The sequence below is a fragment of the Leptospira perolatii genome (assembly GCF_002811875.1).
Classification (GTDB): Bacteria; Spirochaetota; Leptospiria; order Leptospirales; family Leptospiraceae; genus Leptospira_B; species Leptospira_B perolatii.
In genome coordinates this window covers 47,574-72,006 of the sequence record NZ_NPDZ01000007.1, presented here as the reverse complement: position 1 = coordinate 72,006, position 24,433 = coordinate 47,574, and the positions used below count along the sequence as shown (strand labels likewise).

Below are 24,433 nucleotides of genomic sequence, written 5' to 3'. Positions count from 1 at the left end.
GGAACCAGCACATAAAGTAATTGCGAAAAAGAAAACTTGAATTCGCAGAATGTGTCGAATCAGAATCGGTCCCTGCTTGCGGTAAAATCTACTTCAAAAGAATTTCACATTAATTTCTTAACGCAACGAGTATTTGGACAACGAGTGTAATCTATCACACAATCGCGGTATTCGATTCCGGTCTTCGGGTCTTTGGACTTGTACTCGATAAAACATGAATACGGTGAAAAATCGAATTCTTCCCTTCCTAGAGCGCGGTTTCGAATTCTTCTTCCTAGTTCCGCCTCTTCGATTTGGGTGAGGTAAAAATGGTCCAGAGCGAGCTGTCTTTCCATGCTAGACGCATCGGCAAATCAGACTCTTTCGATTAGGTTTTTACAGCTTGTTTGAAGGTAACCGTCTGATTTTTGCCGGAATGTTTCGCCTCATAGAGGGCTTTGTCCGCCCGCTCGATTAGATCTTTGTTATTTCGATCAGATGTCCAAAATTCCGAAACTCCGATCGACAGAGTGACGTGAAAGTCTGGTCCACCGTTAGGATTCTGGATAGAAGCAGCCTCTACAGCCTTTCTTACCTTTTCTCCCATCTCGAATCCTTTTTGGAGATCGGCACCAGGCATTACCAAACAGAATTCCTCTCCGCCGTATCTTGCCGCGAGATCGTGTTTTCCAGCTGCTTCCAAAAGTTTTTTTGCCACCTCGATCAATACCAAGTCTCCGGCTTGGTGGCCATGAGTATCGTTGAATTTCTTAAAGTTATCCACGTCCGTAAACAGAAGTGCAAGGTGAGATCTTTTTTTACGGCATCTTTCCATTTCTTCTTTCAGTTTTGTCTGAAAGTAATGGTGAACTTTCAAGCCGGTCATCATATCCACCGTAGCCAGTTCATACAATCTAGAATTCTCGACAGCAATTCCGGCTAACGTAGCCAAGGTGGTCAAAAAGTCTCGGTCTTCCTCCATCCATTCGCCCAGGGTGATTTTTTCACCGAGCAATAAAAGACCGTTCACTTTTCCCTTAGCATTTAGAGGAATGATCAAATCACCGCCGATTCTCCGTAAGAAGGATGAATCCGGAGAAATTCCGATCGATTCTTCGACCTGATCCACTGTTACTGCTTTTAGTTTCGTTTCCAAGAATGCAACCAATGGTGCATCCGTCTTAATGCAAAACTGATAATCTTCGTCCGCGACATCAAACCCCTTGAAACTAGGCTCTAGTTCAAAGTGATCCGAATCCGCTTCGGGCGCGAGAAAGATTGCCGCGCTCAAAGTTTGTAATTGGGCTAGACAAATATTTAAAATTGCGTCAATAAGATATTTATAATCAAGTGTGGAATTGAGCGCTTTGCTGATTTCGAGAAGTTGTTTCTGATCGTAAATCTTCTTCTCGTAATACTCTATCATTAGAGGATCGTTATCTTTTCCGATCAAAATAGAATCTCCGAATCTCAATTTGAATCTTTTGCTCTGTTTCGCTCTACCCGTTACATAACGGGCATTCAAGATCCCAAAAAGGAAGTCATCTGCTTCCGGCAGAGTTGAATAAAATCCTCTTCCTATGGGAAATCAAACTCTTTTTACTTTTTAGATTGACTTTTAGCCTATGTGTAGGAAAGATGGTTTTAGACGCCGCGCGGTGGAGCAGCCGGTAGCTCGTTGGGCTCATAACCCAAAGGTCACAGGTTCGAATCCTGTCCGCGCTAGAGTGTCTTTCATTCCTCTTATCCTACAAAACAAGAGATGCGACGTGAAAAATTTGATTTTTCCGTTTTTCTTTTCTCACTGAATCAAAGTTTTTGCAACGGAAATTCCAAATTCGGATTTTTCAGAATCAATCTCAATTTACGCAATCTACTAAATATAAAGAATAGAAAGATTAGATCCAAGGTGTTAGACAAGATGACCCTTTGGATCACTCAGCGCTTGGATCTCAAGTTTCGAATCCAAGCATGACTTCGGTAGGTAACAGAACTTTTCGGTAGATTTAGCGACCTAGTTCTTTGGATCTTTCCGTTGCTCTCTTTACCGCGGAAATTACAGAATGAGAGAAGGCTCCTTGTTCCAAAGCTTCTAATCCTGCGATTGTAGTGCCTCCAGGAGAGGTAACTCTATTTTTTAGAGCTTCTGGATGAGAATCCGGATTAGCTTCTCTTTCCCGAAGGAACAGTTTTGTTGTGCCTAATACAGTTTGAAGAGACAGCTCCAAGGATTGTGCATACGTTAGTCCGACTGAAACTCCGCCTTCCGCTAGAGATTGGATAAATTTTAGCACATAAGCAGGGCCGGATCCTGAAAGCCCAGTGACCGCATCTAGTAATTCTTCCTTAGAGACTTCTAAACAATAAGAGATCGGAGAGAAGATTTTTTGTACTAGTTCGTAGAGCTCTTTCTCGCCAAAATATCCGAGTGCCCCTGCTCCGACTAGAAGAGGCAGATTCGGCATGATCCGAACTACCTGAGAACCAGGAGGGGAAGCATTTCTCAGAGTGTGGGTATCGATTCCAGCTGCGACGGAAAGTATCTTTTTAGATGAATTCAAGCTTTTCAAGATTTTGGAGACTTCGTTCGGTTTGACCGCGAGTATTAGAATTTCTGATTTTTTCAGGAACTCATTCCAATCTGATTCCAAATCTATTTTGGCTTGTTTGGACTGGGAAAGATACGGATCATATCCGAATACTTTTTCTTTTCTCTCCTGCAAGGAGTTATAAATCGCACCACCCATATTTCCACAGCCGATAATTCCGATCGATTCACTCATTTTCTTTCTCCAAAAATAGAGGTCCCGATTCTTAGATAATCACTTCCCTCTTCCACTGCAATTCTATAATCTCCCGACATTCCCATGGATAGCTTTGCATTCGGGGCGTATTCCATTCTAAGAGAGTGCAATTCTTTAAATACTTTTCTAGTCAAGACCGGATCTCCGGAACTCGGTCCCATGGTCATCAATCCTTCCAAGGTACAATATTCAGTAGATATTGAAGATGCTCTTCGCAGAAGCGATTTGATTTCCTCTCTAGAAAAACCAGACTTGCTATCTTCGTCCGTGAGATTGACTTGTAGGAACACCTTCATTTTCCAGCGATCTTTATCTAAGCGCTTCTTTAACTCGTCTAACACACTCGCAGAACCGACTCCATGCGCATAAGAATACAATCCGTTGTATTTCCGGATCGTTCCTGTTTGGACTGGGCCGATATGGTGGAGTACAAAGTCTATACTTGCTCTTCCGATTCCGTGGAATTTTTCGAAGCCCTCTACGATCCGATTTTCTCCGAAATGTACAATCCCGGCCGCCAAGGCTTCTTCTACTTTTTCTAGAGGTTGGTATTTTGAAACAGAGATGATTCTAGGAGGATGATCGGGCCGAAGTGCTTCCACTTCGCTTTTGATTTTTTCGTAATTTTCCTTGATTGCCAATTTTTTACCGAAAATCCGCTGGAAGTACGACCAAGGTAGCTAATTCCTTTTCGATCTTCTTTTGAGAGTACGAATTTGATTTTCCAATCTTTCCACTCTCCTTTCCAAGCTCATTCTTTTTTGTTTTTTATGATGCCGCACTTTCTTTGTCTTGATTCCGAGTCTTTTTTCCAAACGATTTACTCGATTCTCCAACGAATTCAGTCTTCGGTTCCATTTTTTGGAAGTTGGCTCAGATTGGATTTCGGAATAGCGATCCGAACCTGAATCTTTCTCTTCCAAATCGTCTTGGGTTCTCTCCCTGTACTTGGTTTTTTTTTCTTCTGATACGATCGACTTAGAATCGGATTTCTTTCTCTCTTCCGATGTGCGAGAAGTCGCGGAATCTAGTTCAGAAGATTCGACTTCTCTCTCGGAGGATTTTTTGGAAGGAACACCTTCCGATTTCGACTCGGTCTTTTTGGAAACAGAGCTCTCCCTCTCTTTCTCCGGGCCAAGTCCGGGGACCTCGTAATCCAGCTTTGGATTTGTTTTTCGTCCTGAGTCTGCCTCTTTTTCGGATGTAGCTGTTTTCTCGGATCCGCTGCTCGTAGGTTCCGAATCAAAACTTGCGGGCGGGTTCATTTCCTTTCCGGGAGTCACCTGGTCCATGTCCAGGATCACCCTCTCTCCGGGGTTCTGTTCCTCGGCCGCGGTTTGCTTTCCTTTGATCCAGCTCATCACCGAATCCGGATCCCTCACGACAAATACGATCATGCAGGTTAGAATCAAAAAAAGTAAGGCAGTTAAAAGGATCTTAAGATGGTCCCGGCTCATGTGAACGTCCATTGTAAAGTATCGGCCAAGAAAACCCTCGAATTCTGGAAAAAAAGCAGTACTATAAGGAGATCTTTCTTTTCTTCCGAAACAAGTACTGTGACTTTGTGTGCCTTTCCAAACGGTTTTTATCGTGCAATCCTACTTACAATAGTCCTTTTCGTGAGTAATAGCACTTTCCCTGCTCCCGTGTTAAGAGAACAGGATGAAGCAAGCAAGGTTTTGCAATTGGAAAAAGTATTACAAGATTGGAAACATTACAATCTGTTTCTAGTAGATTCCTTCGAAGGGAACAACCTCTGGGAAGTATATCGGGGATATTCCTTTCTGAATCATGTGGAACTAACGTCTCAGGTTCCGAAGTCAGCACATTTTCAAAAAGAAAAGGAATTGTACAAGGATGCTCCCCAGGAAGAATACAGATCCTTATTGATCCATACCTTTTTTGAAAATCCTAAGCACGAACATATTGAGCTCAGGCCCAAGGAACCGATCCGACTCCCTCTCGGAATTCCAACTCGTTTATTTTTCTGGGCGTATTCCTTCAATCATAACGCGGTGATCGAATTGGTACTCAAACAGAGAAAATCCAAAGAGATCATTCTAGAAGTCGCAGACCTTAAGTTTGACGGTTGGAAAAGAATCGAGAAACGATTGGATATTCCAGCTAAGAATATTAAACTCAATCAGTCCCTAAGTTTTCCGATCGAAGTAATGGCAATCCGAATCAAACCGAATCCGTTCCAACCGAAGGGTGAATTCATCGTCTACTTGGATCGAATGGGAATTCTGATTGATAAAAGAGAAGAATCTTACCCTGGCGCAGAGATCAAAGACAATTGGGGTACTGATCTATAAGGAACTCCTTCAATTCCCCCGGCTTTTTAGGATTGAACTGAAAAGTATTCCAATGCATGTAACCCGCGACTTCTACATTGGTTGCATTATCATCTATAAATACGTATTCCCTTTCCGGAAAATCTACTTCTATCCACTGGAAATATTCTTGGGCAGGCTTTCTGACTCCCATCTCGCAGGAAAAATAGAGCCTGTCCATTGAATGTAATAGCTCCCCGATCACAGGAGCTTTGAGAACTTCTCTGTACCAAACGGAGTAATTACTCGCTAGTATGACTTGGAACCCTTTCTTCTTGAGAGCCGACGCGATCTGGATCGATTCAGAGATTGGAACCACATTCGAAAACATTTCTTCTTTGATTTTTCTGGGATCGGGAAGATTCTTATCCCTGAATTCCGGGAGGTAGAATCTCGTAAAAAATTCCTCTTCGGTGATTTCCCCTTTTTCGAATTCTAAGAAAGCTTGCCTTTCTCGGCCTTTCAGGAATGCTTCCCTTTGATCAGAAGATAATATCTTGGTCAGGGCTCCGTGGAAAGGATCCCCGATCAGAGTATCCATCAGATCAAACACAAAGAGAACAGGTCTCACTCCTCCATGGTTTTGATTTACCGGATTTTGACGATCCTTCTTTGGCCGTTCGTAAATGTTTTCTCCCTTTTTGTTTCTGCGCTGCGGGAGTTCCTACGGATTCGAAAGAATGATTTAAAAAGAATTTTATCAGCTCCCAACCCAAGTCAGGATACAAAGGTGGTTTGGTTACACGCGGCCTCTGTCGGAGAGCTGGATCAGTGTCGAGCTTTAGCGAAAGTTTTCCGGCAAAAGGAACCGAAAACTCTCCTTCTGCAAAGCGTGACTTCTTCTTCGGTACGAGATTCCCAGTTGGAAGCCTTCGATGCCGATATCAAGTTTCGACTCCCGATGGATTTTCCCTGGTCGTATAATGCAATTTTTATAAAGTTCCGCCCGGAGATTTTGGTACTCATGTCTTGGGATCGCTGGCCCAACTTACTTTTGGCAGCAAGAAAATTCGGAACTAGGTCCTATCTATCTTCCGCAGTGCCTCCTTCTCAAAAAGGTTGGCTGGGCAGAAAAATGGATCGTTCGGTTTTTGCTTTGTTTACTCAAATCTTTCCGGCTCATGCTTCTTCTGAACAGGAATTCAAAAATCTTTTAGGAGCCAAGGCAAGGCTCAAAACTTTGGGGGATTGCAGAATAGATACTGTCGTCCAAAAAGTGGAGTCGAATACAAAAGAATTTTCTCGGCCGAATTCCTATCCTTTTTCCAAGATTTTGGTTTTGGCTTCTACCTACGAGCCTTGCGAATCTCTACTTCTTCCTTTAATACAGGATGATAATTTCAAAGACTTCGCATTCTGGATTTTCCCTCACAAAACTTCTCCGGACAGGATCCAATTCATAGAATCGAAAGTAACTTCGCTCGGAAAAGTTTCCAGTCGTTATACTTCGCTTCCTTTTGAAAAACAAAATTCGAGGATCATAGTTTTTGATGTTCTGGGGCTTTTGGCATTCGCGTACAAGTCCGCGGACTTCGCCTATGTGGGAGGTGGCCTGCACAATCGAGTACACAATGTGCTCGAGCCTGCCTATTTCGGATTACCGATTTTGACCGGACCAAAAATCGACCATTCTTCCGAGGCAAAAGAGCTAAAAAGAACTGGTGGGCTGTTTACGATTCGATCCCTGGAAGACGCAAAGAAGGTTTTACTGTTAAATGAAGTGGAACTCAAAAGGATTTCCCGGACCAATCGAGCCTTTTTGGAATCTGGGAGAGGGGCCGGAGAGAGAACCTATTTGGAACTCAGAAAATAAAAAACGTTTTCCCTCCGAATTGAGAAGTAGATACTAGTAAGCAAATGGCGATCTATCGTTGCAGTACCGTCAGCTTGAAAACAACCGCTCTTGATTTTAAGGGGAACCGAGAAAGAATCCTAAGAGCATTAAAAAAATGCGAATCTTCTTCTTTGGTGGTTTTTCCGGAACTCTGCATCTCCGGCTATGGTTGCGAAGACGCATTTTATTTTCCTTGGGTATGGGAATCCTCCTGGAAAAGTCTGAAGTTGATCGCGGCAGAAACCGGAGACCGGACTGTCATCGTAGGACTTCCTTATTACCAAAGCCCTTATCTATTTAATGTTTCTGCCGTACTCAGAGCTGGAAAAATCGTAGGTCTCGTACCAAAGCAAAATTTGGCGCAGACTGGAGTACATTATGAAAATCGCTGGTTTGCCAAAGGAGAAGAAGCCAGAGGAATCGCTGTCACTCCGGACGGGGAAGAAATTCCCTTTGGATCACTGTTATTTGAAACGGAAGATCTGAATTTTGGAATCGAGATTTGCGAAGACTCTTGGGTTTTGACAAGGCCGGGACAGTACTTGGTAGAAGCAGGAGCGGATCTGCTTTTATCTCCGGGAGCTTCTCACTTTGCGTTAGGAAAACAAGAAATTCGAAAGAGAATGTTCGGAGAATCTTCTAGGAACGGTGCAGCTGGGATCTTATACGCGAATCTGAATGGAAACGAATCCGGAAGGTTGATTTTCGAAGGCGGATCCATGTGCTTTTTGGACGGAAATCTTGTGTCAGAATCTTCCAGATTGCACTTTACGGAATTTGAATTTGCTCATTGGGATCTAAACTCTAAAGACTTGCGCGCACTCAGAGCGAGAAGCTTTAGATCCTCTGGCACAAAGGAATTCAGAAAAAGAGGAAAGGATTTATTCCGAATTCGGATTCCGAATTTAATCCCAATAAAACAGGAAGAGACACTCACAGAACCAGAAAAACACTCAGACAATTATTCTGATTTTACGAGAGCGGTTGCACTTGGACTTTTCGATTATCTTTTAAAATCCAAGACAAAAGGATTTACCCTTTCACTTTCCGGTGGAGCGGATAGCGCAGCCTGCGCGTTGTTAGTAAAAGCCGGAATGATTTGTGCAGAAAAAGAGCTCGGGGAATCTTTCTGGCAAAGCACCTCCTTGGATCCGAAGAATTATCTTTTCACTTTATACCAAGGCACCAAGAACAATTCAGAGCATACGCAACAGGTTGCAAAAGAACTATCAGAGGAGCTTCAGGTTCCGTTTGCTTCTATCGAAATAGATTCAGAAGTGGGCGCCATGGTAGAAAAAATCGGAAAAGTGTTAGGCTTCACTCCGAACTGGAAAGAACACAACCTGGCACTCCAAAATATCCAGGCTAGGGCCCGCTCACCTTTCATTTGGCTATTGGCGAATCTAAATGGGCACCTGTTATTATCTACGGGAAATAGAAGCGAGGCAAGCGTAGGTTATACCACGATGGATGGAGATTCCTCGGGATCCGTCGCACCTCTTACCGGGGTCAGTAAGGAATTCCTCCTGAAATGGTTGCGTAATGTGTACGAGGGCAAGGATTCGATTCTACCCTCCTACAAGGCGCTCAAAGGAATTTTGGAATCCAAGCCAACCGCGGAACTAAAGCCTCTCTCCGAAAAGCAAGAAGACGAAAAGGATCTCATGCCATATCCTCTATTACAAAAACTTGAACATTCCTTTGTCGTTCTAGGAAGAAAGCCCGGAGCTCTAAATACTGGGATTCATTGGACAAACGGAGACCAGGCTTCCGAAGGAGAGAAAAAATTCCTCAAACTGTTTCCACTGAGCCAATGGAAAAGAGAAAGGCTCCCTCCTTCTTTTCATTTAGATTCTTACGGGCTAGATCCTAAATCTAGTTTTAGATTTCCGATTCTATCCGAAATTACTTTCTAATTTCCGCCCTGTTCCATCGCTTTCTGTTTGTCTTTCTGGACTTGCTCTAGTTGTTTTTCGAGACTAGATTTGATTGCATCCAGTTTCTTTTCTTGCTCTTCATCTCCGGAGCCCTTTTGCAGGTCCACTAAGTAAGCAACAATTTCCAAACGATCCATAGATTGCTTTTCCATGTAATCGTAATATGTAGAAACCTGTTCTTTGGATGCAGTTCTAGAAAGTACGGCTCTAGTAGCTTCTGATACTTTTAGCTCTAGCTGTTTTTTCTTTTCCTTTTCCGCAGAATTCATTTTTACCGGAATCAATGAGTTCGTCGGAAATCTTTCTTTTAACTGATGAAAACGATCCATTTCCTCGTTGGTGTACGGCTTTCCAGTCTGAGGATTGACCGGATTATCTGCATCGGTTTGGTCTCCCTTATCTTGGTTTTGCCCGTCCTTAGCTTCCTGTTCTATGTATTCACCTTTTCCGGCCTTATAGAAATCGGAGTCAAAAACGGATCCAGCTGGACCGACGGAACCGTTCCCACCGGAAGATCTGGAAGATCCGCCGCCTAAGAGTGTGGCGACAGCATCTGCCTCCCCTCTTTTGTCCGCTTTGGAATCAGCTGGATCATCCGTCCAAAATAGGACCACTAGTAACACTGAGAAAATTGCGACAAAACCGCCGATAAATAGAAGATTACGAATACTGCCCAAATGTCCCTCTCCTTTTTTTAGTTGTAAGACCGCTTGAAAGGGGAATCTTATCCCTGTGAGCCAAACTTTTTCGATTCCTAGCCCGAATCCGCCTAAGAATCGAAAAAACCGTTTTATGTTCTCTAGATTCGCTCTGCCATTCATTTTTCTGATCGTATCCTGTGGCGTCAATACTGAGGTCGCTCAATCTCCATTCGTTTTTTTGACCCCTGTAGGAGTTCCTCAAGTTTACAGCATGATTCCTACGAATGATGGAATTACTGGTACATTTACTCAAGCTAGTACGGCTGACGGATTATATTATCAAGAACCGAACAATCTGAAGCCTGAATTTTTCCTGCGATACTATATTACGAATTTGGAACCTCAGTTTGTAGGATACAATTTGTACATCACAACCGCTTTCCCTTCCCCAGCAGAAACCTTCGCGGGGGGAAATATATATCTGGAAAACGGAGTGCAACCTTCCTTCGCGCATCTCGCGATAGACGCATCCACTTCTAGACTTGTGACACACAGAATTCGGAACCTGATTCCACCTCCCGGAATCACTCCGTTCAATAAGTGCGAAATTTATACATTCACTTTACGTGCAGTGTTAAACACCGGAATTACTTCGATTCCTTCTACTGCAATCAGCCAATGTGCTTCTATTCGTCCGGATCTGTGCACCGTCGGAAGTAGCTGCAACCCTGTTGCTTGTTCCAGTGCATCCACCTGTCCTACGGATGCTCTGACTTCCTGTCCGCTCGGAACTGTTTGCAATCCTTGCTCGAACCCTTCCACCAGAGATTTCGGTTGCCCTTGCGCTGTGGGCTCGACTCCTCCGGGCTGTAATCTATGAGTCAGGTCTCGAAATCCGCAGTACAACAAGGCAGTGCTTATATCGTTTCGACCCCTATCGGAAATCTAGGTGATATCACGATTCGTGCCTTGGAAATTTTAAAAAATGTAGATGTCGTGTACTGCGAAAATTCTTCTCACAGTAGAAGACTCTTTCAAACGTACGAGATCCAAACAAAATCGAGGACCCTTTACAAAGATTTCTCCGAAAGGCCTTTTGAAAAAATTATAGAGGAGTTGCAATCCGGTGGAACCTTAGCCTTGGTTTCGGATGCAGGAACTCCTGGCGTATCTGACCCGGGTTCCCAGTTAGTACGGACATTAAGGGAAAATCGTGTCCCGGTAATTCCGATCCCCGGCCCCAGCGCGCTGACTGCACTTCTATCTGTTTCAGGCTGGCAGGTCCAACCTTGCCTGTTCTTAGGATTCCTTTCCGAAAAAAAAGGGAAGAAAAGAAACCAATTACTGGAATGGAGTTCCTTCCAGGGAGTAATTGCAATTTTCGAATCCGTCCATCGGATGAGAGATACTCTCTCTGCGATTCGGGAAATCTTCCCTTCGGCCGAAATCTTAATTGGGAGAGAATTAACCAAGATTCACGAGGAAATTCTCTTAGTTTTGCCAAATACCCCTCTGGAAACCCTAAAATTCGCAGAAAAAGGTGAATTTGCTGTATTAATCCGTCTCGGCGGGAAAAAAATGCTTAACGGTTGTGACGGGGAAGCCGATACTTTGGATGGAGAGGGAAAGACCTATGACCATTGACAAAATCGGCGGAATCAGTGGAGGTTCGTACGAGCCGCGTAAGCCATCCTCCGTACGAAAGAGCGACTCCAAAGAAAGTTTTGATAATATATCCATCTCGGATACTGCTAAACAGAAGGCTTCCGAAGCCAAGCTACAGGCAGAAGTACAGACGATTGCGCAAAAAATCGTTTCTAGTCCAGTTGAGCCCGAAAGATCGGCAAAACTGAAAGAAGTCAAGGAAAAGCTGAAGAATGGGGAATACGATAATCTAAGCCCTGAAATTCTACAAGCCGTCGCAGATCGGATTGCTGAGTCCTTTTTAGGCCGCTGATTCGTAAGAAACCCTGGACCGTACTAAATTTCGTTCCGGGCCCTCTCAAAGATATTAAGTACTAACAAAAGGGAGACGACACAGTGCCGATACTCCCCGACTGGGTCAACTTCCACTTTCCAACAAAAATCCATTTTGAAGTCGATTGCGGTTTCAAAATGGGAAACTTCGTTAAGAACATCGGATCTAGAGCCGTAATACTCTCCACCCAAAGCGAGCTGGAGAATATGGACGAATTTTCCGTCATAAAAACTTCTTTAGAGAAGTACATCGACGGAGTCATTCTCTACGATAATATCGCAAACGAACCAACTCTAAAAGAACTGGATACCGCTGCTTACTTCACTAGGGTTTCCAATGCAAATTGTGTAATTGGGTACGGCTCTTTTGAAAGTCTAAACGCTGCAAAATTAGTTTCTCTTTTGGCAGCCAATGACCATTTTGCAGAAGATGTTTTCGTACATAAAAAGATTCAAAAATTAAAATCCCCGATTCCACTGGTCCTTATCCCTACTCATCCAGTCATGGGCCTCGAGTGCTCTCCTGTTTCTACGATTTATACCGACGAAGATAGATTGGTGAAATATTTTACCCACGAGTTTTTGTTTCCACAACTGGTCATTGCAGATGCAAAAATTGGATCCTTCATGACTTCTGCAGATGTTGCTAAAATTGGAGTCGGGATTCTGGCAGCTGCAGTCGATTCTATCCTTTCCAGATATTCGAACGAAATCACTAACTCCTCTGCACTCAGGTCGATCGAAATTATTTATAAAAACCTAGTTCCTGCTATCAGGGATCCAAAAAACCTACAGTTCAGAAATGCAATTTTCGGAGCAAGTCTCTTAGTCGGAATGTCTCATGCATCGAGTTCATTAGGTTTATGTTATGCACTTTCTTTAGCGTGTGCCAACCTTACTGGTCTAGATATTTTCCAGGCGATGGCGATTCTTTTACCTCACGTAATGGAATATAATCTCACTTCATCCGCAGGAAAATACGTATTGATCGCCAAGGCCTTGGACGAGGACATCACGAATATTTCGGTGATTGAAGCCGCTATTAAAGCTGTGGAAGGGATTCGGAAGATTTATATCGAACTAAAAATCCCTCAACGGCTTTCGGAATACGAAGTTAGAAAAATTGATCTACCCGGAATCGCTAGCCTCGCCTCTTCCTTCCCGTTTTTAGACTGTCTGCCGAGAGAGCTTCCAAAGAATGAGATTGAGACTATTTTAGTAGCTGCTTTCTGAATACCTTCTGCAAAAAGCATTTTTGCACTGAATTTTCTATCCTTTCTCAACCAAGGCAAGGTTCGTGCCAACTCAAACACTATAGATTTTGTCTCTTAAAATTGCATAAAGACTGTACATTTTGCCTGAAATCACTCTGAAAAATTTAGAATAGCTGCAAATCAAAGCGGGCCAAACTATTTCTCAGGTTAAAAAAGTATGCATTTTTAATCCTTGAGGGCCAATTTTAGATTATTTTCGAAGAGATTTACTTAAAAAACGAATCTTGGCACGTACATTGCAATGTATTCATTAGAACTAAAGAGAGGATACATCATGACCATCACGCCGGGCTCCAAGGCGACACAAATAAAGCTATTTTCGATCTCTAGCCCTCAAATGAGAGCATTTCATATTACTTGGATCGCTTTCTTTTTATGTTTTTTCGGCTGGTTCGGGATCGCACCATTAATGCCATTCGTCAGAGAAGAGTTTAAGCTTACAAAAGAACAAATTGGAAATATCATCATTGCATCCGTTGCAATTACGATCTTTGCGAGATTATTCGTAGGATGGCTTTGCGATAAGTTCGGACCAAGGTTGACCTATACTGTACTTTTGCTGATCGGATCTCTCCCGGTTATCGGAATTGGTTTAGCACAAAATTACGTTAGTTTTATCATTTTCCGTCTTGCAATCGGAATCATCGGTGCGTCTTTCGTGATTACTCAATATCACACTTCCTTAATGTTTGCTTCAAACATAGTAGGAACCGCAAACGCGACTACTGCAGGATGGGGAAACCTCGGTGGAGGGGTTACCCAGATGGTGATGCCGGCTGTTTTCGGCTTCTTTGTCGCGCTCGGATACAGCAATTCTGTTTCTTGGAGATACGCTATGATCGCTCCAGGGATCGCCCTCTTGCTCATGTCGGCAATCTATTTCTTTTTTACTCAAGACACTCCCGGCGGTAACTTTAAAGACATCGTGGAATCACATCCAAAGTTCCAAGGCGCCAAAAAGAACACTTGGGAACATTTCTTGGAAGCACTGAAGGATCCAAGAGTCTGGGCATTGTTCTTAATGTATGGAGCTTGCTTCGGAATCGAATTAACTATTAATAATATTGCTGCCCTCTATTACGTTGATGAATTTAAATTGGATGCAGCTACCGCAGGATTCATTGCAGGTCTATTCGGTTTAATGAATATATTTGCGAGAACCTTAGGAGGAGTCTTCGGGGATAAGTTTGGTATCAAGCGAGGACTAAAAGGTAGAGTCATGTGGTTAGGAATGGCTTTAGCTGGAGAAGGAGTCTTTCTACTCCTGTTTTCGCAAATGAGCGTACTTGCACTTTCCATCGGGACCTTGGTACTGTTTAGCCTATTCGTTCAGATGTCGGAAGGAGCTACTTTTTCGGTGGTTCCTTTTGTGAACCGTAGAGCAGTCGGAGCGGTTTCCGGGATTGTAGGAGCTGGCGGAAACGCTGGAGCAGTATCGGCAGGATTCTTATTTAGGGGCTCCCTCACCTACCACGAGGTCTTCTTCATTATCGGAATCGCTGTCCTTCTTTCTGCGGCAACTACTCTGTTAGTGCGATTCTCTGCGGAAGAAGAAGCAAGTGCGAAAGGCGAGGAATTAGTATCCGGCGCTGCTAGCGCATAAGATTTGTGAGAACTGTAGCAATCATTTGAAAATTTGGGTGCAAAGAACTGAAAGGACAAAGCGAAAATAGAAATTGAAACTTCCCTCCGTACCGGCTAAGAAGCTTTAGCCGGTACGAAACTTTGTAGGAGGTCCTACAAGAATGCGATCCCCTGAAAAGAGTTGTCAATTTTAGCGAATCGTGGTAACCGGGTTCTCGGCTATGGGCGTTGTACCCGCCACCAGCCCCCCACCCACGAAGGGCGGGGACCTTCCAAAATTTCAGAACCCTGAACAGGTACCGATCCAAGTTGAACCGACCCAAAAAACCCAGGAAAAGCCGGAAAAAAACATTTGAAGGAGGTTAGTCCCGCCTAAGAATGGAACCACATGAACGAAGAATCCATCGACACAGTCATCGGGGAAGACATCCAATTTCGCGGAAAACTTACCTTCAACAATGCACTCAAAATCAAGGGAGCCTTTAAAGGAACCATAGAAACAACTGGAACTTTGATCGTAGGCGAAACCGGGCAGGTGGAAGCAGATATCGAAACCGGAGTGATCGTAGTCGAAGGGGACTTAAAGGGAAATATCAACGCGGCAGAAAAAATTTCCGTACGCAAAACAGGGAAGCTCGTGGGTGATGTTCGTACTCCGGACCTAGAAATTGAATCGGGAGCCAAGTTTAGCGGTAACAGTATTATGTAAAGTATGCTGAAACATGGACAATCATTTTCCAATCTCCCGAAGGCGCAAACCCCTGGATTAACAAGCCTTCAATCTCATTTTTATAAAAACAGATTCGGAGACGAATCAAAATCAAAACATCTACTCGATTCAGGCCTTGCGGATCTACCCTCCCCTTTCCTATTGCCAGATCTTGAAAATGCATTAGAAATTCTGAAAGAACATATCTCTTCAGAAAAAACTATATTACTTTATGGAGATAGAGACTGTGATGGAGTTTCCTCCACCACTTTATTAGGTGCTTTTCTCCGCAAAATCCATAGGGGCACTCTGATTATAAGAACCTCCAGCGACGAAGACTACGGTCTTTGCGCTGACGCTATGCGAAACGTAAGAGAGGCGCAACCGAATCTACTAGTGACGCTTGATTTTGGTACTAGCAACGCCAAAGAAATACAGGAACTATCGGATGAGAATATCAAGACAATCGTTCTGGATCACCACGAAATTCCTCAGACAATTGCACCCAACTGCTGCCTAGTATCCCCCAAACGCCAGGATTCGATTTATCCTGGCGAGAAAATTTGCACGTCTGTCCTGGCCTGGAAGTTTATCGTCGCGTGGCTCTATGACTCTCTGCCGGAATCCAAAGACTTAGTCTGGGTGGGAGACGGAGAAACCTTGTTTAGCGGATGGTTGGTTCGAAAAGGAGTCAACCTATTTCACGGAGACAGAGCTCAGTCCGAAATATTATATCCAGGAAACTACGTCGAATGGCAGCATCCGGTTGATAAGATTCACCCAGAAAGGCAGGTCTTTTATTCTCAACTGCTCAAATACCCAGCCGTACTACAAGAAATATTAGAAAATCTTGATTTAGCTGCAATTGGCACGATCACCGATATGATGCCTCTCAGTGGCGAAAATAGAATCATTGTTCTGGAGGGTTGTCGCACTCTTCAAAAAATACAAAGTGGCAATTTCACACATAGACCCGGTCTCTCCGAACTGATCAAGCTTTCTGATATCAATCCAAAGAGAGTATTATCGAAAGACATAGGCTGGACTATCGGCCCTGCATTGAACGCAGCAGGTAGAATGCACCAAACCAAGATCGCTTTAGATTTGCTATTATCCAAATCTTCCCAGGAAGCGCTTCCTCTTGCGAAAGACCTCTTAAAACTGAACGACGAGAGAAAGGAAAGAACCCAAAGAAATCTATTCAAGGTAGATGCATTCTTAAAAAGAAAAAAAGAGAGAACGGAGCGTTCGGTTTTATTTTGCTATGAACCGGATTTTGAACCTGGAGTTTCCGGAATCGTTGCGACCAGACTAGTAGAACAATATAAGAGACCCGTAATATTTATTACACCGGACCACGGACACGCAAAAGGAAGCGTTCGAGCTTGGGGTTCCGAAAATGTTCTCAATCTGCTAAAAAAAGCGGATGGAATATTTCTTCAGTATGGTGGGCACAAAGAAGCCGCAGGTTTCTCATTAGCCATCGATAAGATCCCAGATCTTGCAGCAGTTATACTAAAGGAATCAGACAACTGGTTAAAAGAAGAGCAGGATATCGAAGCTCATTCGATTGAAGAAAGCTTGGTAAGTCTAAATCCTTCTGAATTAAAAGAAAAAATATACGATGAATTGGGAATCTTCGAACCATTCGGACAAGAAAACCCGACTCCTTTACTTTCCATCAAGGGAGCAAAAATACTTTCTTATCGGCCTCTATCCGACGGGAAACACGCCAAATTCAAGATACTGACCGCGTCGGATTCTATTCATTGTGTGATCTGGAATAGCGCTCGTGAACTTTCCCATATTTTAAAGGAAAAAGGGGAACTGGACCTTTGGGGCCACCTAGAAGAATCTACTTACAGGTCGAAGACCTCTTTACAGTTCGTGGTTACTTTCTTTAAGTAAATTCAGTTCGTTCTCAAACAGAAATCAGGAATTCCAAATATTGGATCAGTCCTTATCGTAATCTCCGTTTTCGGAATCGATGAATTCTTCTCCGGAATCTTCTCGATTCGAATTTCTTGCCTGGGAGTTTTCAGAGTCTCGCTCGGAAAATCGATTTTTTCTATCTCGATCCTGTTTTCTGCCCCTGGATTCTCCACCTCTGTGTTCTCGAGGCTCTCTTCCTTCACGTTCCTTTTTGTTCCGAAAGCGAACTTCTTTTTTTCCAGAAGGCAGTACTGGACGTTTTCGGACGGATATTTCCCAAAAGAATGCGCTTTGCAGAGCCTGGTCATTATTGTCCGCGATCGCATTGATCTTAAAAACATAAAATGCGTCGTAGAAAAAATCTTTCTTACGAAAGAAATTATTCTGCGAAGCTTTCTCGTCTTCGGTATGATAAAAACGATCCTGAGAAGCAAAAATGCGTATTAGCCTTTCCTTATCTTTTTTAGGAGTTCCGAGTCTATTAAAAACTCCATCGAGAGAGGACTTCAATGCCGGAACCAAGTGGCTATCTTTCTTGGAAAGCGCGTCTTGGATCAGATCGGAGAAGATAAGTGCATAGAAAATCTGAGGAGTCAATTCCTCTCTTTCGGACAAAAGTTTGTCAGCGACGACTAATCTCTTTCCAATTCTAGTTTCTAAAAAGCTGTCTCCGAAATCCTGACTTTTCTTTCTTTCCCGATCAAAAGCTTCTTTGAACAAGATATTCAAAAGATGATTCTGGGCCATTCCCTGAAAAATGAGACTGGTCTTCCAGGTGCGGAAAATCTTATTATACTCCTCCAACATTCTAGACGAGGAGGCTTTTTCCAATTCATTCGCGTGTTTTTTGATCGCCTTGGAAGTGTTTCGATCAATTTTCAATCCAAGTAAAACTGCGAACTTTACTGCGCGCAACATTCTAACCGGATCTTCACGAAAGGAAATTTCCGGATCGCCGATTACTCTCAATTGTCGATTCCGAATATCTTCGTAACCGCCGACATAGTCTACGATAGAATCATTGCGAATATCATAATATAGTGCATTGATTGTAAAGTCCCTGCGGGCGGCATCTTCTTGAGGGGATCCGAATTTATTGTCCCTCTTTATTAAATAATCCTGATCTTCTACAGGCTTTCCGAAACGGTGTTCGGGAAGAGAACGGAAAGTGCTGACTTCGATCACTTTTCCGCGAAACAAAATATGAACGATCTTAAATCTTCTTCCGATGATTCTACAATTATTAAAGATTTTCTTAATTTGGTTCGGGGTGGCATTCGTAACTACGTCGAAGTCTTTCGGCTTTCTCTCGAGCAACAAGTCTCGCACCCCGCCCCCGACGATGTAAGCTTTGTATCCGAATTTGTGTAATCTGTGGATGATCTTTACGGCATCCTCATCAATCATATTCTTTCGAATCGGGTGAGCATCTCTGTAGTATCTTTTGCCATCGGGATAAATGAGAATGTCGTCAACGGATCCTATTTTTTTCTTGAATAGATTGGACCAAAATTTCATATGATGGGATAGTCCCATAATCTCGCTCGTAACCCTACCTGCAAGTAAAAATCTATGAACATCCAGGCAAAGTTCCAAGACAAACATAGCATCCGCGAGAGGCTCGGGATTGCCTTTCTAAAATGGAGATCCAAATGGCTCCGATTCAAGGAAAAGGGTTCTAGAAAAATTTCTTTCCTACTTGTTCCTCATGATCACGAAGCTGTACTAAATGTGGAACTGAGCGTGTTTATGGCAATTTTTCTCGGATTGCTTTCACTCCTTCTATTTTTCTTAGCTTTCGGTTTCATCGTATACATGAATTTCTTTTTTCAGCCGAACCAGGAACTTTACAGGAAAGTAGACAATAACGTAGGATTGTTTTTGTACTACGACTCTCTTTTGAAAGACGCGAAGAAAGAAATTTCTGGACTAGAAGCAAAGACGGAGCAACTCAACTTAGTCGCTTGGGATGAAGTTCCGTGGAAGAGAATCATTACATTTGACTACGTTCCAGAATTTCGACTGACAAAAGATGTCCCTGAATCTTCAACCAATATGGATTTGTACCAAGAGACGGTGGAAGGATTTGCCGAAAGAAACATCGAATTATTCAAAATCAAGCACGCCTTCCAAAATGCTTTCGATTATTTGGAAGAAAGAGAATCCATTTTGCATTCCATGCCGAGAGGACGTCCTCTGAAACCTGGTGTCGGATTTGTTACATCTACATTCGGTGGTAGAATAGACCCGTTCGGCTTAGTAGAATTAGGCGAGTTTCATTCCGGAATTGATTTTGCGGCTGGAGAAGGAACTCCAATTTATGCGACTGCACCAGGAGTAATCGTAGACAACGGCCAATCTGCAGGTGGACTTGGCAAAAGTATCCGAATCAATCACCTGAACGGATTTTATACCGTCTACGGACACTGTTCTCAAGTTCTTGTGAACAAAGAGCAAGTGGTAAGCCGAGGAGAATTGATCGGACTTGTAGGGTCCACGGGAAAAGCGACCGGACCTCACGTTCACTACGAAGTTCATATCGGATATGATCCGCCAATGGACCCGGCTGAATTTGTGAACATGGAATAGAAGGGTAAACGCTCTTGGAACCAGAAACGATTAAAATAGATCTAAAGTAGGACACATGTACGAAATAATCGAACTACCAGATTTTATTCTGAAAATTGTAAACGCTCTGCCATATGTCGAAAACTGGAAGGGATTTTCTACCTTCAGCTTGCTTGTTGTTGCGGCGTTCTTGGCTGCATCGTATTTTCTTCCGAAAGAACTCGAGCGAAGAAAACTCAATCCAGAACATTCCGATTGGTTACTCATCCTTGGGGTATTGGGGACTTTGATCGGTGCGAAAGTTTTTTTCATTTTCGAAATATGGGACCAAATCTTTGCAGAGACCCCGGGCTTTAACGGAAAATATGCTTATCCACTTACTCATTGGAATGGATTTCCGGGAAGACCGGGACTATGGAGCAGTTTCTTTTCAGGGAGCGGTCTCGTTTTCTATGGTGGATTCCTGTTCGGATTGCTTTTCGTAATATTGTACATACAGCGACACAAACTTCCGATTAAGGATTATTTGGACGCTGCAGTACCGAGCATGGCGATCGGTTACGCGATCGGTCGTTTGGGTTGCTTCGTTTCCGGGGACGGTTGCTACGGATTTGCTACCGACGTTCGTATCCCATTATTAGTTTTTAATTATGAAGGAGCTCATCCTTCTGGAGTTCCAGTCTGGAATACTCCTATTATGGAATCGGCGATCTCTTTTTTGTATTTTCTATATTTCCAGAAATGGGCAAGATTCCAGAATTTCAAAAAGTTCAGCTTGGGCGCACAGTATTTAGTTCTGCACGGACTTGCCCGTCTTGGAATCGAGTTCCTAAGAGTGAATAAGGCAGTGATACCTTTTATAGATCCTCCTAAGCTTGTAAACATTCCTGCAAAGGATGGCAACCCCGAGTTCTTGAGCGGTTATTATTGGCACGGATTTTCTCAGTCACAATATGTTTCTCTCGCATTAATCGCAGTCGGTGTTTATTTTATCTGGAAATGGAAGCTTTGGGAAAGGGAAGGCACTCCAAGCGGAGAAGTCAAGCCAGCCTAGATTGTATTAACTGCTGGCTTTCAATAGCGTTTCGTTATTGGCTCAGATAAAAATCGGCAATGATCAGTAACTTCTCCTCTGGTCGAACAGAGATTGCTATTTATCAGTAATTGTTTATTGCAGACTCGGACATGGATTGGATTGATTCGCCCTTTAAGGTGCGAATCATATCCATCGTATTTAGGTAATTCGTTGTCTTGAATAGAACCTTCCCGTCCGCAGAGAAGATCACGAAAAAAGGAAGTCCTATTTTCAATTCTGGAAATCTAGGATCTTCCTGAAATTTCGCAAATGCATCATCTTCGTCTTTGATCTTTAAGAGAACTGCATCTCCTAAAGCGCGATTCAAATCCAGATTTGCAATAGACAATTCATCAAAGGCTTTGCAGTTGGTGCACCAGTCCGCTGAGAAATCTGCAAACAATATTTTCTGGCTATCTCTTGCTTCTCTAAACGCTACAATCGGATTTCGGTGCCAGCTCAAATTCGCATGGGATTCTATATCTGTAGAAGTGCTCTCGCTGATTTCTCCCGGAAAACTAACAGCCAATCGAATCAAGATCGCTGAGGATGCAATCAATCCGGTAATCAGCAAAGCTTTTTTCATCCGCTCCGTTACGTGAAGATTTGAATTTTGTAATAGATAAGAAAAGATTAATATTGCAATTGCTGCGGCTGCGATCGATACGCTAACCGATTCTGGAATTCCCCAAGCATCCATTGCTTTTATATAATAAATCCAGGAGAAATAAAAGACCAAACAACCTAATGCCCATTGAACCCACTTTAGCCATTTTCCGGATCTAGGAAGACTGAGTCCAAATACTCCGATCAGTAAAAATGGAAATCCCAATCCGAGTCCGAAAAGCAACATTTTCAGAGAGGCAAACCCGATCGAAGCAAACGAAACTGTTCCTGCAACCGCAGTCACCTGTATTAGGATCGTAACTACGATCGGACCGACGCAAGGGGAAGAAAGTAAACCGGCTCCCATTCCTAGAGCAAAGGTACCCTTCCAGCCTTTTGAGTGAATCGATTCTTTGCCTCTAAAAATGGGAAGATGCAAAACTCCGACAGAAGTCAGACCCAAAAGAAAAATCAAAATGGATAAAAAGAAATTCGTGAATGGATATCGTAAGACAGAATTGAAAGCACCACCGCTAATCCCAGCGATCGTCCCAAAGCAAAAATACATGAAAGCAAGGCCGAAGTAATAGATCAAAGGATGAAGCAATCTGTTGTCGCTGACGCCTCTACCTTGGATGATCCCCACAGTGATCGGATACAAGGGATACACGCAGGGAAGTAGGCTGGCAAGAAATCCACCGGTAAAAAGAAGCAAGCCTACTTGCGCATTGAATTCGGAAACCGAAAGTCCGTTCTCTACGAACCGATGCAACCCCGCAAAGATTCCTTCCGGAGCAGGCAGTGATTCAGCAAACAAAGAAAATGGAAAAAGCGTAATTAGGGGAATGTAAACAAGCCTATTAAAAGGCAAACGATTCAATTTACTCATTACCATTTCGTTTAATTATAGATAAGGCCAAGACTGGACCAAATGTAAATTTTCCTTTTTTGGATCACCAGGGCACATCTACCTATTCTCTCTCTATGGAACCCGGGTCAACCTAGAATCCCGCTTTCTAAAAGCGTACTATTTTGACCTTCGAGATCGGTAAAATAGACGGAAAAAAGTCCGGCCAAGATGCGGAACTCGCACTCGATCGGACCTCGCTCTATTGCACAGGGCACTCTGACTTTCTAAATTGCAAATTGCAAAGTCACAGATAAGTGAGTGCTCTCCTTTTCGAAATTGTATTGTTTTTGGTTCTTGATCGCATCCCCCGCTTTCAAAAGGGAAGTCGTGATCCAAAGGGAGAAGGAGTCATTGATCTTCTTGATATAAATCAGATCGTATTCCAGAAGCAATCTGTGCCCGGGCTTCCAGTTTTTGAGAAATGGATTGTTTGCAAGGTTTTCAGTGCTTCCTCCTACGCTTGTCCCATTCCCGGTCACGAAATTCCCATTGGCGTCATATCCGGTGCTTCCTAATACAGCGACCCGGTTACCGTCATACCAAGCATCCTGCGTTTTGTCTTTTCTGACATCATAGGCGGCAAAGATAAATCTTCCTAAGACCTCGTGTACCCAAGATACATGTACCGAAGTGGTTTTTACGTTACTCCAAAATGAGGCATTCGTAATACCATTGCCCGAGTCAAAGTAAGGAAATCCTCCGGAACGAGTTCCAAACATTGGGTCCCAAGTACCGGCAGTGCCATCTGTACGATTCGGGTCCCCAGAAGCACGAGCAAACTGTGCTCCAACTCTGAATCCTTTATAGGTATAGCCCGATTGAATCAAGAAGAAGGAAGCATCGTGCTGTACAGTTTCCTTGTAGACCGCTTGCTTTTTAGCACCGGCACCCGTAGTGAGATGCAAAGGATCCCAGGTTGCGTTGATTTGCTGCCCGGTACTCCCGGTTTGGAAAGCAGCTTCTAATGCCCAATCCCAAGACTTCCCTTCCGGCAAGCTTCTGCCCGAAGCAGTTCGATTACTCAATCGGAAACCGGTTGTAAATAAGTTATCCCGTCCGTTTGTGCGTGTATTTGGATCCACAGTTTTGGAAGTAGTTGTATTATATTTTTTTGCGATTCCTACTTCATACAAATCTACAACTAGATCGCTAGACGGTTTCCAAGTGTTATACAAGAACGCGATGTAAGTGTCGTTCAGTGCATTCGGACCACCTGCTTTTTGATTATTCGCCGTATTGAATCCGTTAGGCGCGCTTTCTTCCGCAAGAATCCCGTAGCCGGCCTGAGTTTGCCAGGTCTTTGTATCAAATACAGCTCTCAGGATATCGAATGAATTACCAATCTGTCCGTCGTTCCTGGCTCCAATGATTCTAGAATCTCCGAGAGAGAAACTTTGGCGACCTGCATACAGTTTTGTATAAGGTAGGAAGTCCTTCCAAATAAAATAGGCCTCTCTGATATCTGTGTTATTTTTTACGGGAACCTGATTGTCCGGAGACTTAGTGGTGTCGTAGGTAGTGCCGATAGAGTTCGTTAATGTGGTCGGTCCATAGCCGCTACCAGCAGGATCTTTGTACTGTCCCCAGAGCCTCGTATCTTGGATCGTCACTTTCCCCGCGAATGATTCACTCACATCCACCAATGCCCAAAACTGGCTGTTTTGAGTTACGTAATTTTGGGAATCGCTTGTGGATTTGTCAAAGTCTCGATTCGTAAAACTTTCAAATCTAGGACGTACTTGAAAACCGACTCGAATATTATCATTTAACCAGAAGCTAGTGTTCTTTCTAACAGAGCTTTGGTGTTCCGGCGTTAACAGAAGGTTGTTTAAAAGTTCCCCTTCTATATTTCCCTTCCAAGGACTCTTATAAGGAGCACCAGGTACTTTCTCCTTTGCAGCTTCGGAAGTACCGGAACTTTGGCTTGTGCTTTGATTAGATCCAGAGTTAGAACTTGTGCCTGAAGAGTTAGAAGATTGCGTAGAAGAATTACTCGGTTTTTCTTCCGTTTTCCTTTCCTCTGAGCGGAGCGGTTGTAGTGGTTCACCTACTCCGGTTTGCGCAAGCTTTTCGTCTGGCTTAGTTGAGTTGGACTGCCCGCTTGCCTTCGGTGCTTGGATCGTTCTATCTTCTGTGGAAGCTTGAGATTGGCTTAAAATATTCTCTTGCGCAAAAAGGTAGAAAATCACTGGTATAACACCTAAAAAACGGAGAATAGTTTGTTTTTTGAATGGCGAGCTTTCAAAAGCCTCTGCTCTTTTTCTATACAT

At 43.4% G+C, this 24,433-nt stretch carries 21 protein-coding genes, 1 tRNA gene and 1 pseudogene; 13 read left to right on the top strand and 10 right to left on the bottom strand.

Going from position 1 to position 24,433, the window contains the following annotated elements; all coding sequences use genetic code 11:
- Positions 1-104: 104 nt before the first annotated feature.
- Both CH373_RS12045 and CH373_RS12040 read right to left on the bottom strand, forming a co-directional pair.
- On the bottom strand, positions 105-335 hold the full coding sequence (locus tag CH373_RS12045) for a hypothetical protein (RefSeq protein WP_100713284.1): 231 nt from the start codon (positions 333-335) through the stop codon (positions 105-107).
- 32 nt (positions 336-367) lie between these two features.
- On the bottom strand, positions 368-1,432 hold the full coding sequence (locus tag CH373_RS12040; protein WP_100713350.1) for a sensor domain-containing diguanylate cyclase: 1,065 nt from the start codon (positions 1,430-1,432) through the stop codon (positions 368-370).
- A gap of 199 nt (positions 1,433-1,631) precedes the next feature.
- Between CH373_RS12040 and CH373_RS12035 the strand changes: the two genes are divergently transcribed.
- Positions 1,632-1,704, top strand: a tRNA-Met gene (locus CH373_RS12035).
- Between the two features lie 281 nt (positions 1,705-1,985).
- Here CH373_RS12035 and proC read toward each other — a convergent pair.
- Genes proC through CH373_RS12015 form a run of 3 tightly spaced genes read right to left on the bottom strand, consistent with a single transcriptional unit; the run spans position 1,986 to position 4,240 of the window.
- Positions 1,986-2,762: a pyrroline-5-carboxylate reductase gene (gene proC / locus CH373_RS12025; protein WP_100713286.1), complete on the bottom strand. Its 777-nt coding sequence runs from the start codon at positions 2,760-2,762 to the stop codon at positions 1,986-1,988.
- Positions 2,759-3,424 (bottom strand): YggS family pyridoxal phosphate-dependent enzyme, encoded by a 666-nt coding sequence (locus CH373_RS12020; protein ID WP_100713287.1) that lies wholly within the window; start codon positions 3,422-3,424, stop codon positions 2,759-2,761. The genes proC and CH373_RS12020 overlap by 4 nt, the downstream gene beginning before the upstream one ends.
- A gap of 39 nt (positions 3,425-3,463) precedes the next feature.
- On the bottom strand, positions 3,464-4,240 hold the full coding sequence (locus CH373_RS12015; protein ID WP_100713288.1) for a hypothetical protein: 777 nt from the start codon (positions 4,238-4,240) through the stop codon (positions 3,464-3,466).
- Between the two features lie 138 nt (positions 4,241-4,378).
- On the opposite strand from CH373_RS12015, the gene CH373_RS12010 reads away from it, so the two are divergent.
- The gene (locus tag CH373_RS12010) at positions 4,379-5,098 is read left to right on the top strand and encodes a flagellar filament outer layer protein FlaA (RefSeq protein ID WP_100713351.1); all 720 of its coding nucleotides are present in this window, start codon (positions 4,379-4,381) and stop codon (positions 5,096-5,098) included.
- On the opposite strand, the gene CH373_RS12005 is transcribed toward CH373_RS12010, so the two are convergent.
- Positions 5,070-5,687, bottom strand: a complete 618-nt coding sequence (locus CH373_RS12005) for an HAD family hydrolase (protein WP_100713289.1) — start codon at positions 5,685-5,687, stop codon at positions 5,070-5,072. The genes CH373_RS12010 and CH373_RS12005 overlap by 29 nt on opposite strands.
- Positions 5,688-5,693: 6 nt before the next feature.
- On the opposite strand from CH373_RS12005, the gene CH373_RS12000 reads away from it, so the two are divergent.
- Positions 5,694-6,929 (top strand): 3-deoxy-D-manno-octulosonic acid transferase, encoded by a 1,236-nt coding sequence (locus tag CH373_RS12000; RefSeq protein WP_100713290.1) that lies wholly within the window; start codon positions 5,694-5,696, stop codon positions 6,927-6,929.
- A 44-nt stretch (positions 6,930-6,973) separates the two neighbouring features.
- Complete coding sequence (nadE, locus tag CH373_RS11995) at positions 6,974-8,866, top strand: NAD(+) synthase (RefSeq protein WP_100713291.1); 1,893 nt, start codon at positions 6,974-6,976, stop codon at positions 8,864-8,866.
- Here nadE and CH373_RS11990 read toward each other — a convergent pair.
- Positions 8,863-9,564, bottom strand: a complete 702-nt coding sequence (locus CH373_RS11990; RefSeq protein ID WP_100713352.1) for an LIC_20245 family lipoprotein — start codon at positions 9,562-9,564, stop codon at positions 8,863-8,865. The genes nadE and CH373_RS11990 overlap by 4 nt on opposite strands.
- Before the next feature lie 115 nt (positions 9,565-9,679).
- Between CH373_RS11990 and CH373_RS11985 the strand changes: the two genes are divergently transcribed.
- The 7 genes from CH373_RS11985 (at position 9,680) to recJ (ending at position 16,980) form a co-directional block, all read left to right on the top strand.
- Positions 9,680-10,408, top strand: coding sequence for an LIC11073 family putative lipoprotein (locus tag CH373_RS11985; RefSeq protein ID WP_100713292.1), 729 nt, complete (start codon positions 9,680-9,682; stop codon positions 10,406-10,408).
- Complete coding sequence (rsmI, locus tag CH373_RS11980) at positions 10,405-11,172, top strand: 16S rRNA (cytidine(1402)-2'-O)-methyltransferase (RefSeq protein WP_100713293.1); 768 nt, start codon at positions 10,405-10,407, stop codon at positions 11,170-11,172. Before CH373_RS11985 ends, rsmI begins: the two co-directional genes overlap by 4 nt.
- Positions 11,162-11,485: a flagellar biosynthesis anti-sigma factor FlgM gene (locus CH373_RS11975; protein ID WP_100713294.1), complete on the top strand. Its 324-nt coding sequence runs from the start codon at positions 11,162-11,164 to the stop codon at positions 11,483-11,485. The genes rsmI and CH373_RS11975 overlap by 11 nt, the downstream gene beginning before the upstream one ends.
- A gap of 83 nt (positions 11,486-11,568) precedes the next feature.
- The gene (locus tag CH373_RS11970; RefSeq protein WP_100713295.1) at positions 11,569-12,738 is read left to right on the top strand and encodes an iron-containing alcohol dehydrogenase; all 1,170 of its coding nucleotides are present in this window, start codon (positions 11,569-11,571) and stop codon (positions 12,736-12,738) included.
- A 315-nt stretch (positions 12,739-13,053) separates the two neighbouring features.
- Positions 13,054-14,382 (top strand): NarK family nitrate/nitrite MFS transporter, encoded by a 1,329-nt coding sequence (locus CH373_RS11965; RefSeq protein ID WP_207761454.1) that lies wholly within the window; start codon positions 13,054-13,056, stop codon positions 14,380-14,382.
- A gap of 369 nt (positions 14,383-14,751) precedes the next feature.
- Positions 14,752-15,072, top strand: coding sequence for a bactofilin family protein (locus CH373_RS11960; protein WP_100713296.1), 321 nt, complete (start codon positions 14,752-14,754; stop codon positions 15,070-15,072).
- A gap of 3 nt (positions 15,073-15,075) precedes the next feature.
- Entirely contained in the window at positions 15,076-16,980 is a 1,905-nt protein-coding gene (gene recJ, locus CH373_RS11955) for a single-stranded-DNA-specific exonuclease RecJ (protein ID WP_100713297.1), read from the top strand.
- A 45-nt stretch (positions 16,981-17,025) separates the two neighbouring features.
- Here recJ and pcnB read toward each other — a convergent pair whose 3' ends face one another.
- Complete coding sequence (pcnB, locus tag CH373_RS11950; RefSeq protein ID WP_100713354.1) at positions 17,026-18,522, bottom strand: polynucleotide adenylyltransferase PcnB; 1,497 nt, start codon at positions 18,520-18,522, stop codon at positions 17,026-17,028.
- 54 nt (positions 18,523-18,576) lie between these two features.
- Between pcnB and CH373_RS11945 the strand changes: the two genes are divergently transcribed.
- The gene (locus tag CH373_RS11945; RefSeq protein ID WP_100713298.1) at positions 18,577-19,593 is read left to right on the top strand and encodes a M23 family metallopeptidase; all 1,017 of its coding nucleotides are present in this window, start codon (positions 18,577-18,579) and stop codon (positions 19,591-19,593) included.
- A gap of 124 nt (positions 19,594-19,717) precedes the next feature.
- Positions 19,718-20,626: pseudogene (locus tag CH373_RS11940) on the top strand (prolipoprotein diacylglyceryl transferase); the annotation flags it as partial.
- A 103-nt stretch (positions 20,627-20,729) separates the two neighbouring features.
- On the opposite strand, the gene CH373_RS11935 reads toward CH373_RS11940, so the two are convergent.
- Positions 20,730-22,142 carry a cytochrome c biogenesis protein CcdA gene (locus tag CH373_RS11935; RefSeq protein WP_243393373.1) on the bottom strand — a complete coding sequence of 471 codons (1,413 nt, stop codon included), beginning with the start codon at positions 22,140-22,142 and terminating at the stop codon, positions 20,730-20,732.
- A 245-nt stretch (positions 22,143-22,387) separates the two neighbouring features.
- Positions 22,388-24,352 (bottom strand): alginate export family protein, encoded by a 1,965-nt coding sequence (locus CH373_RS11930; protein ID WP_243393372.1) that lies wholly within the window; start codon positions 24,350-24,352, stop codon positions 22,388-22,390.
- Between the last annotated feature and the right edge of the window lie 81 nt (positions 24,353-24,433).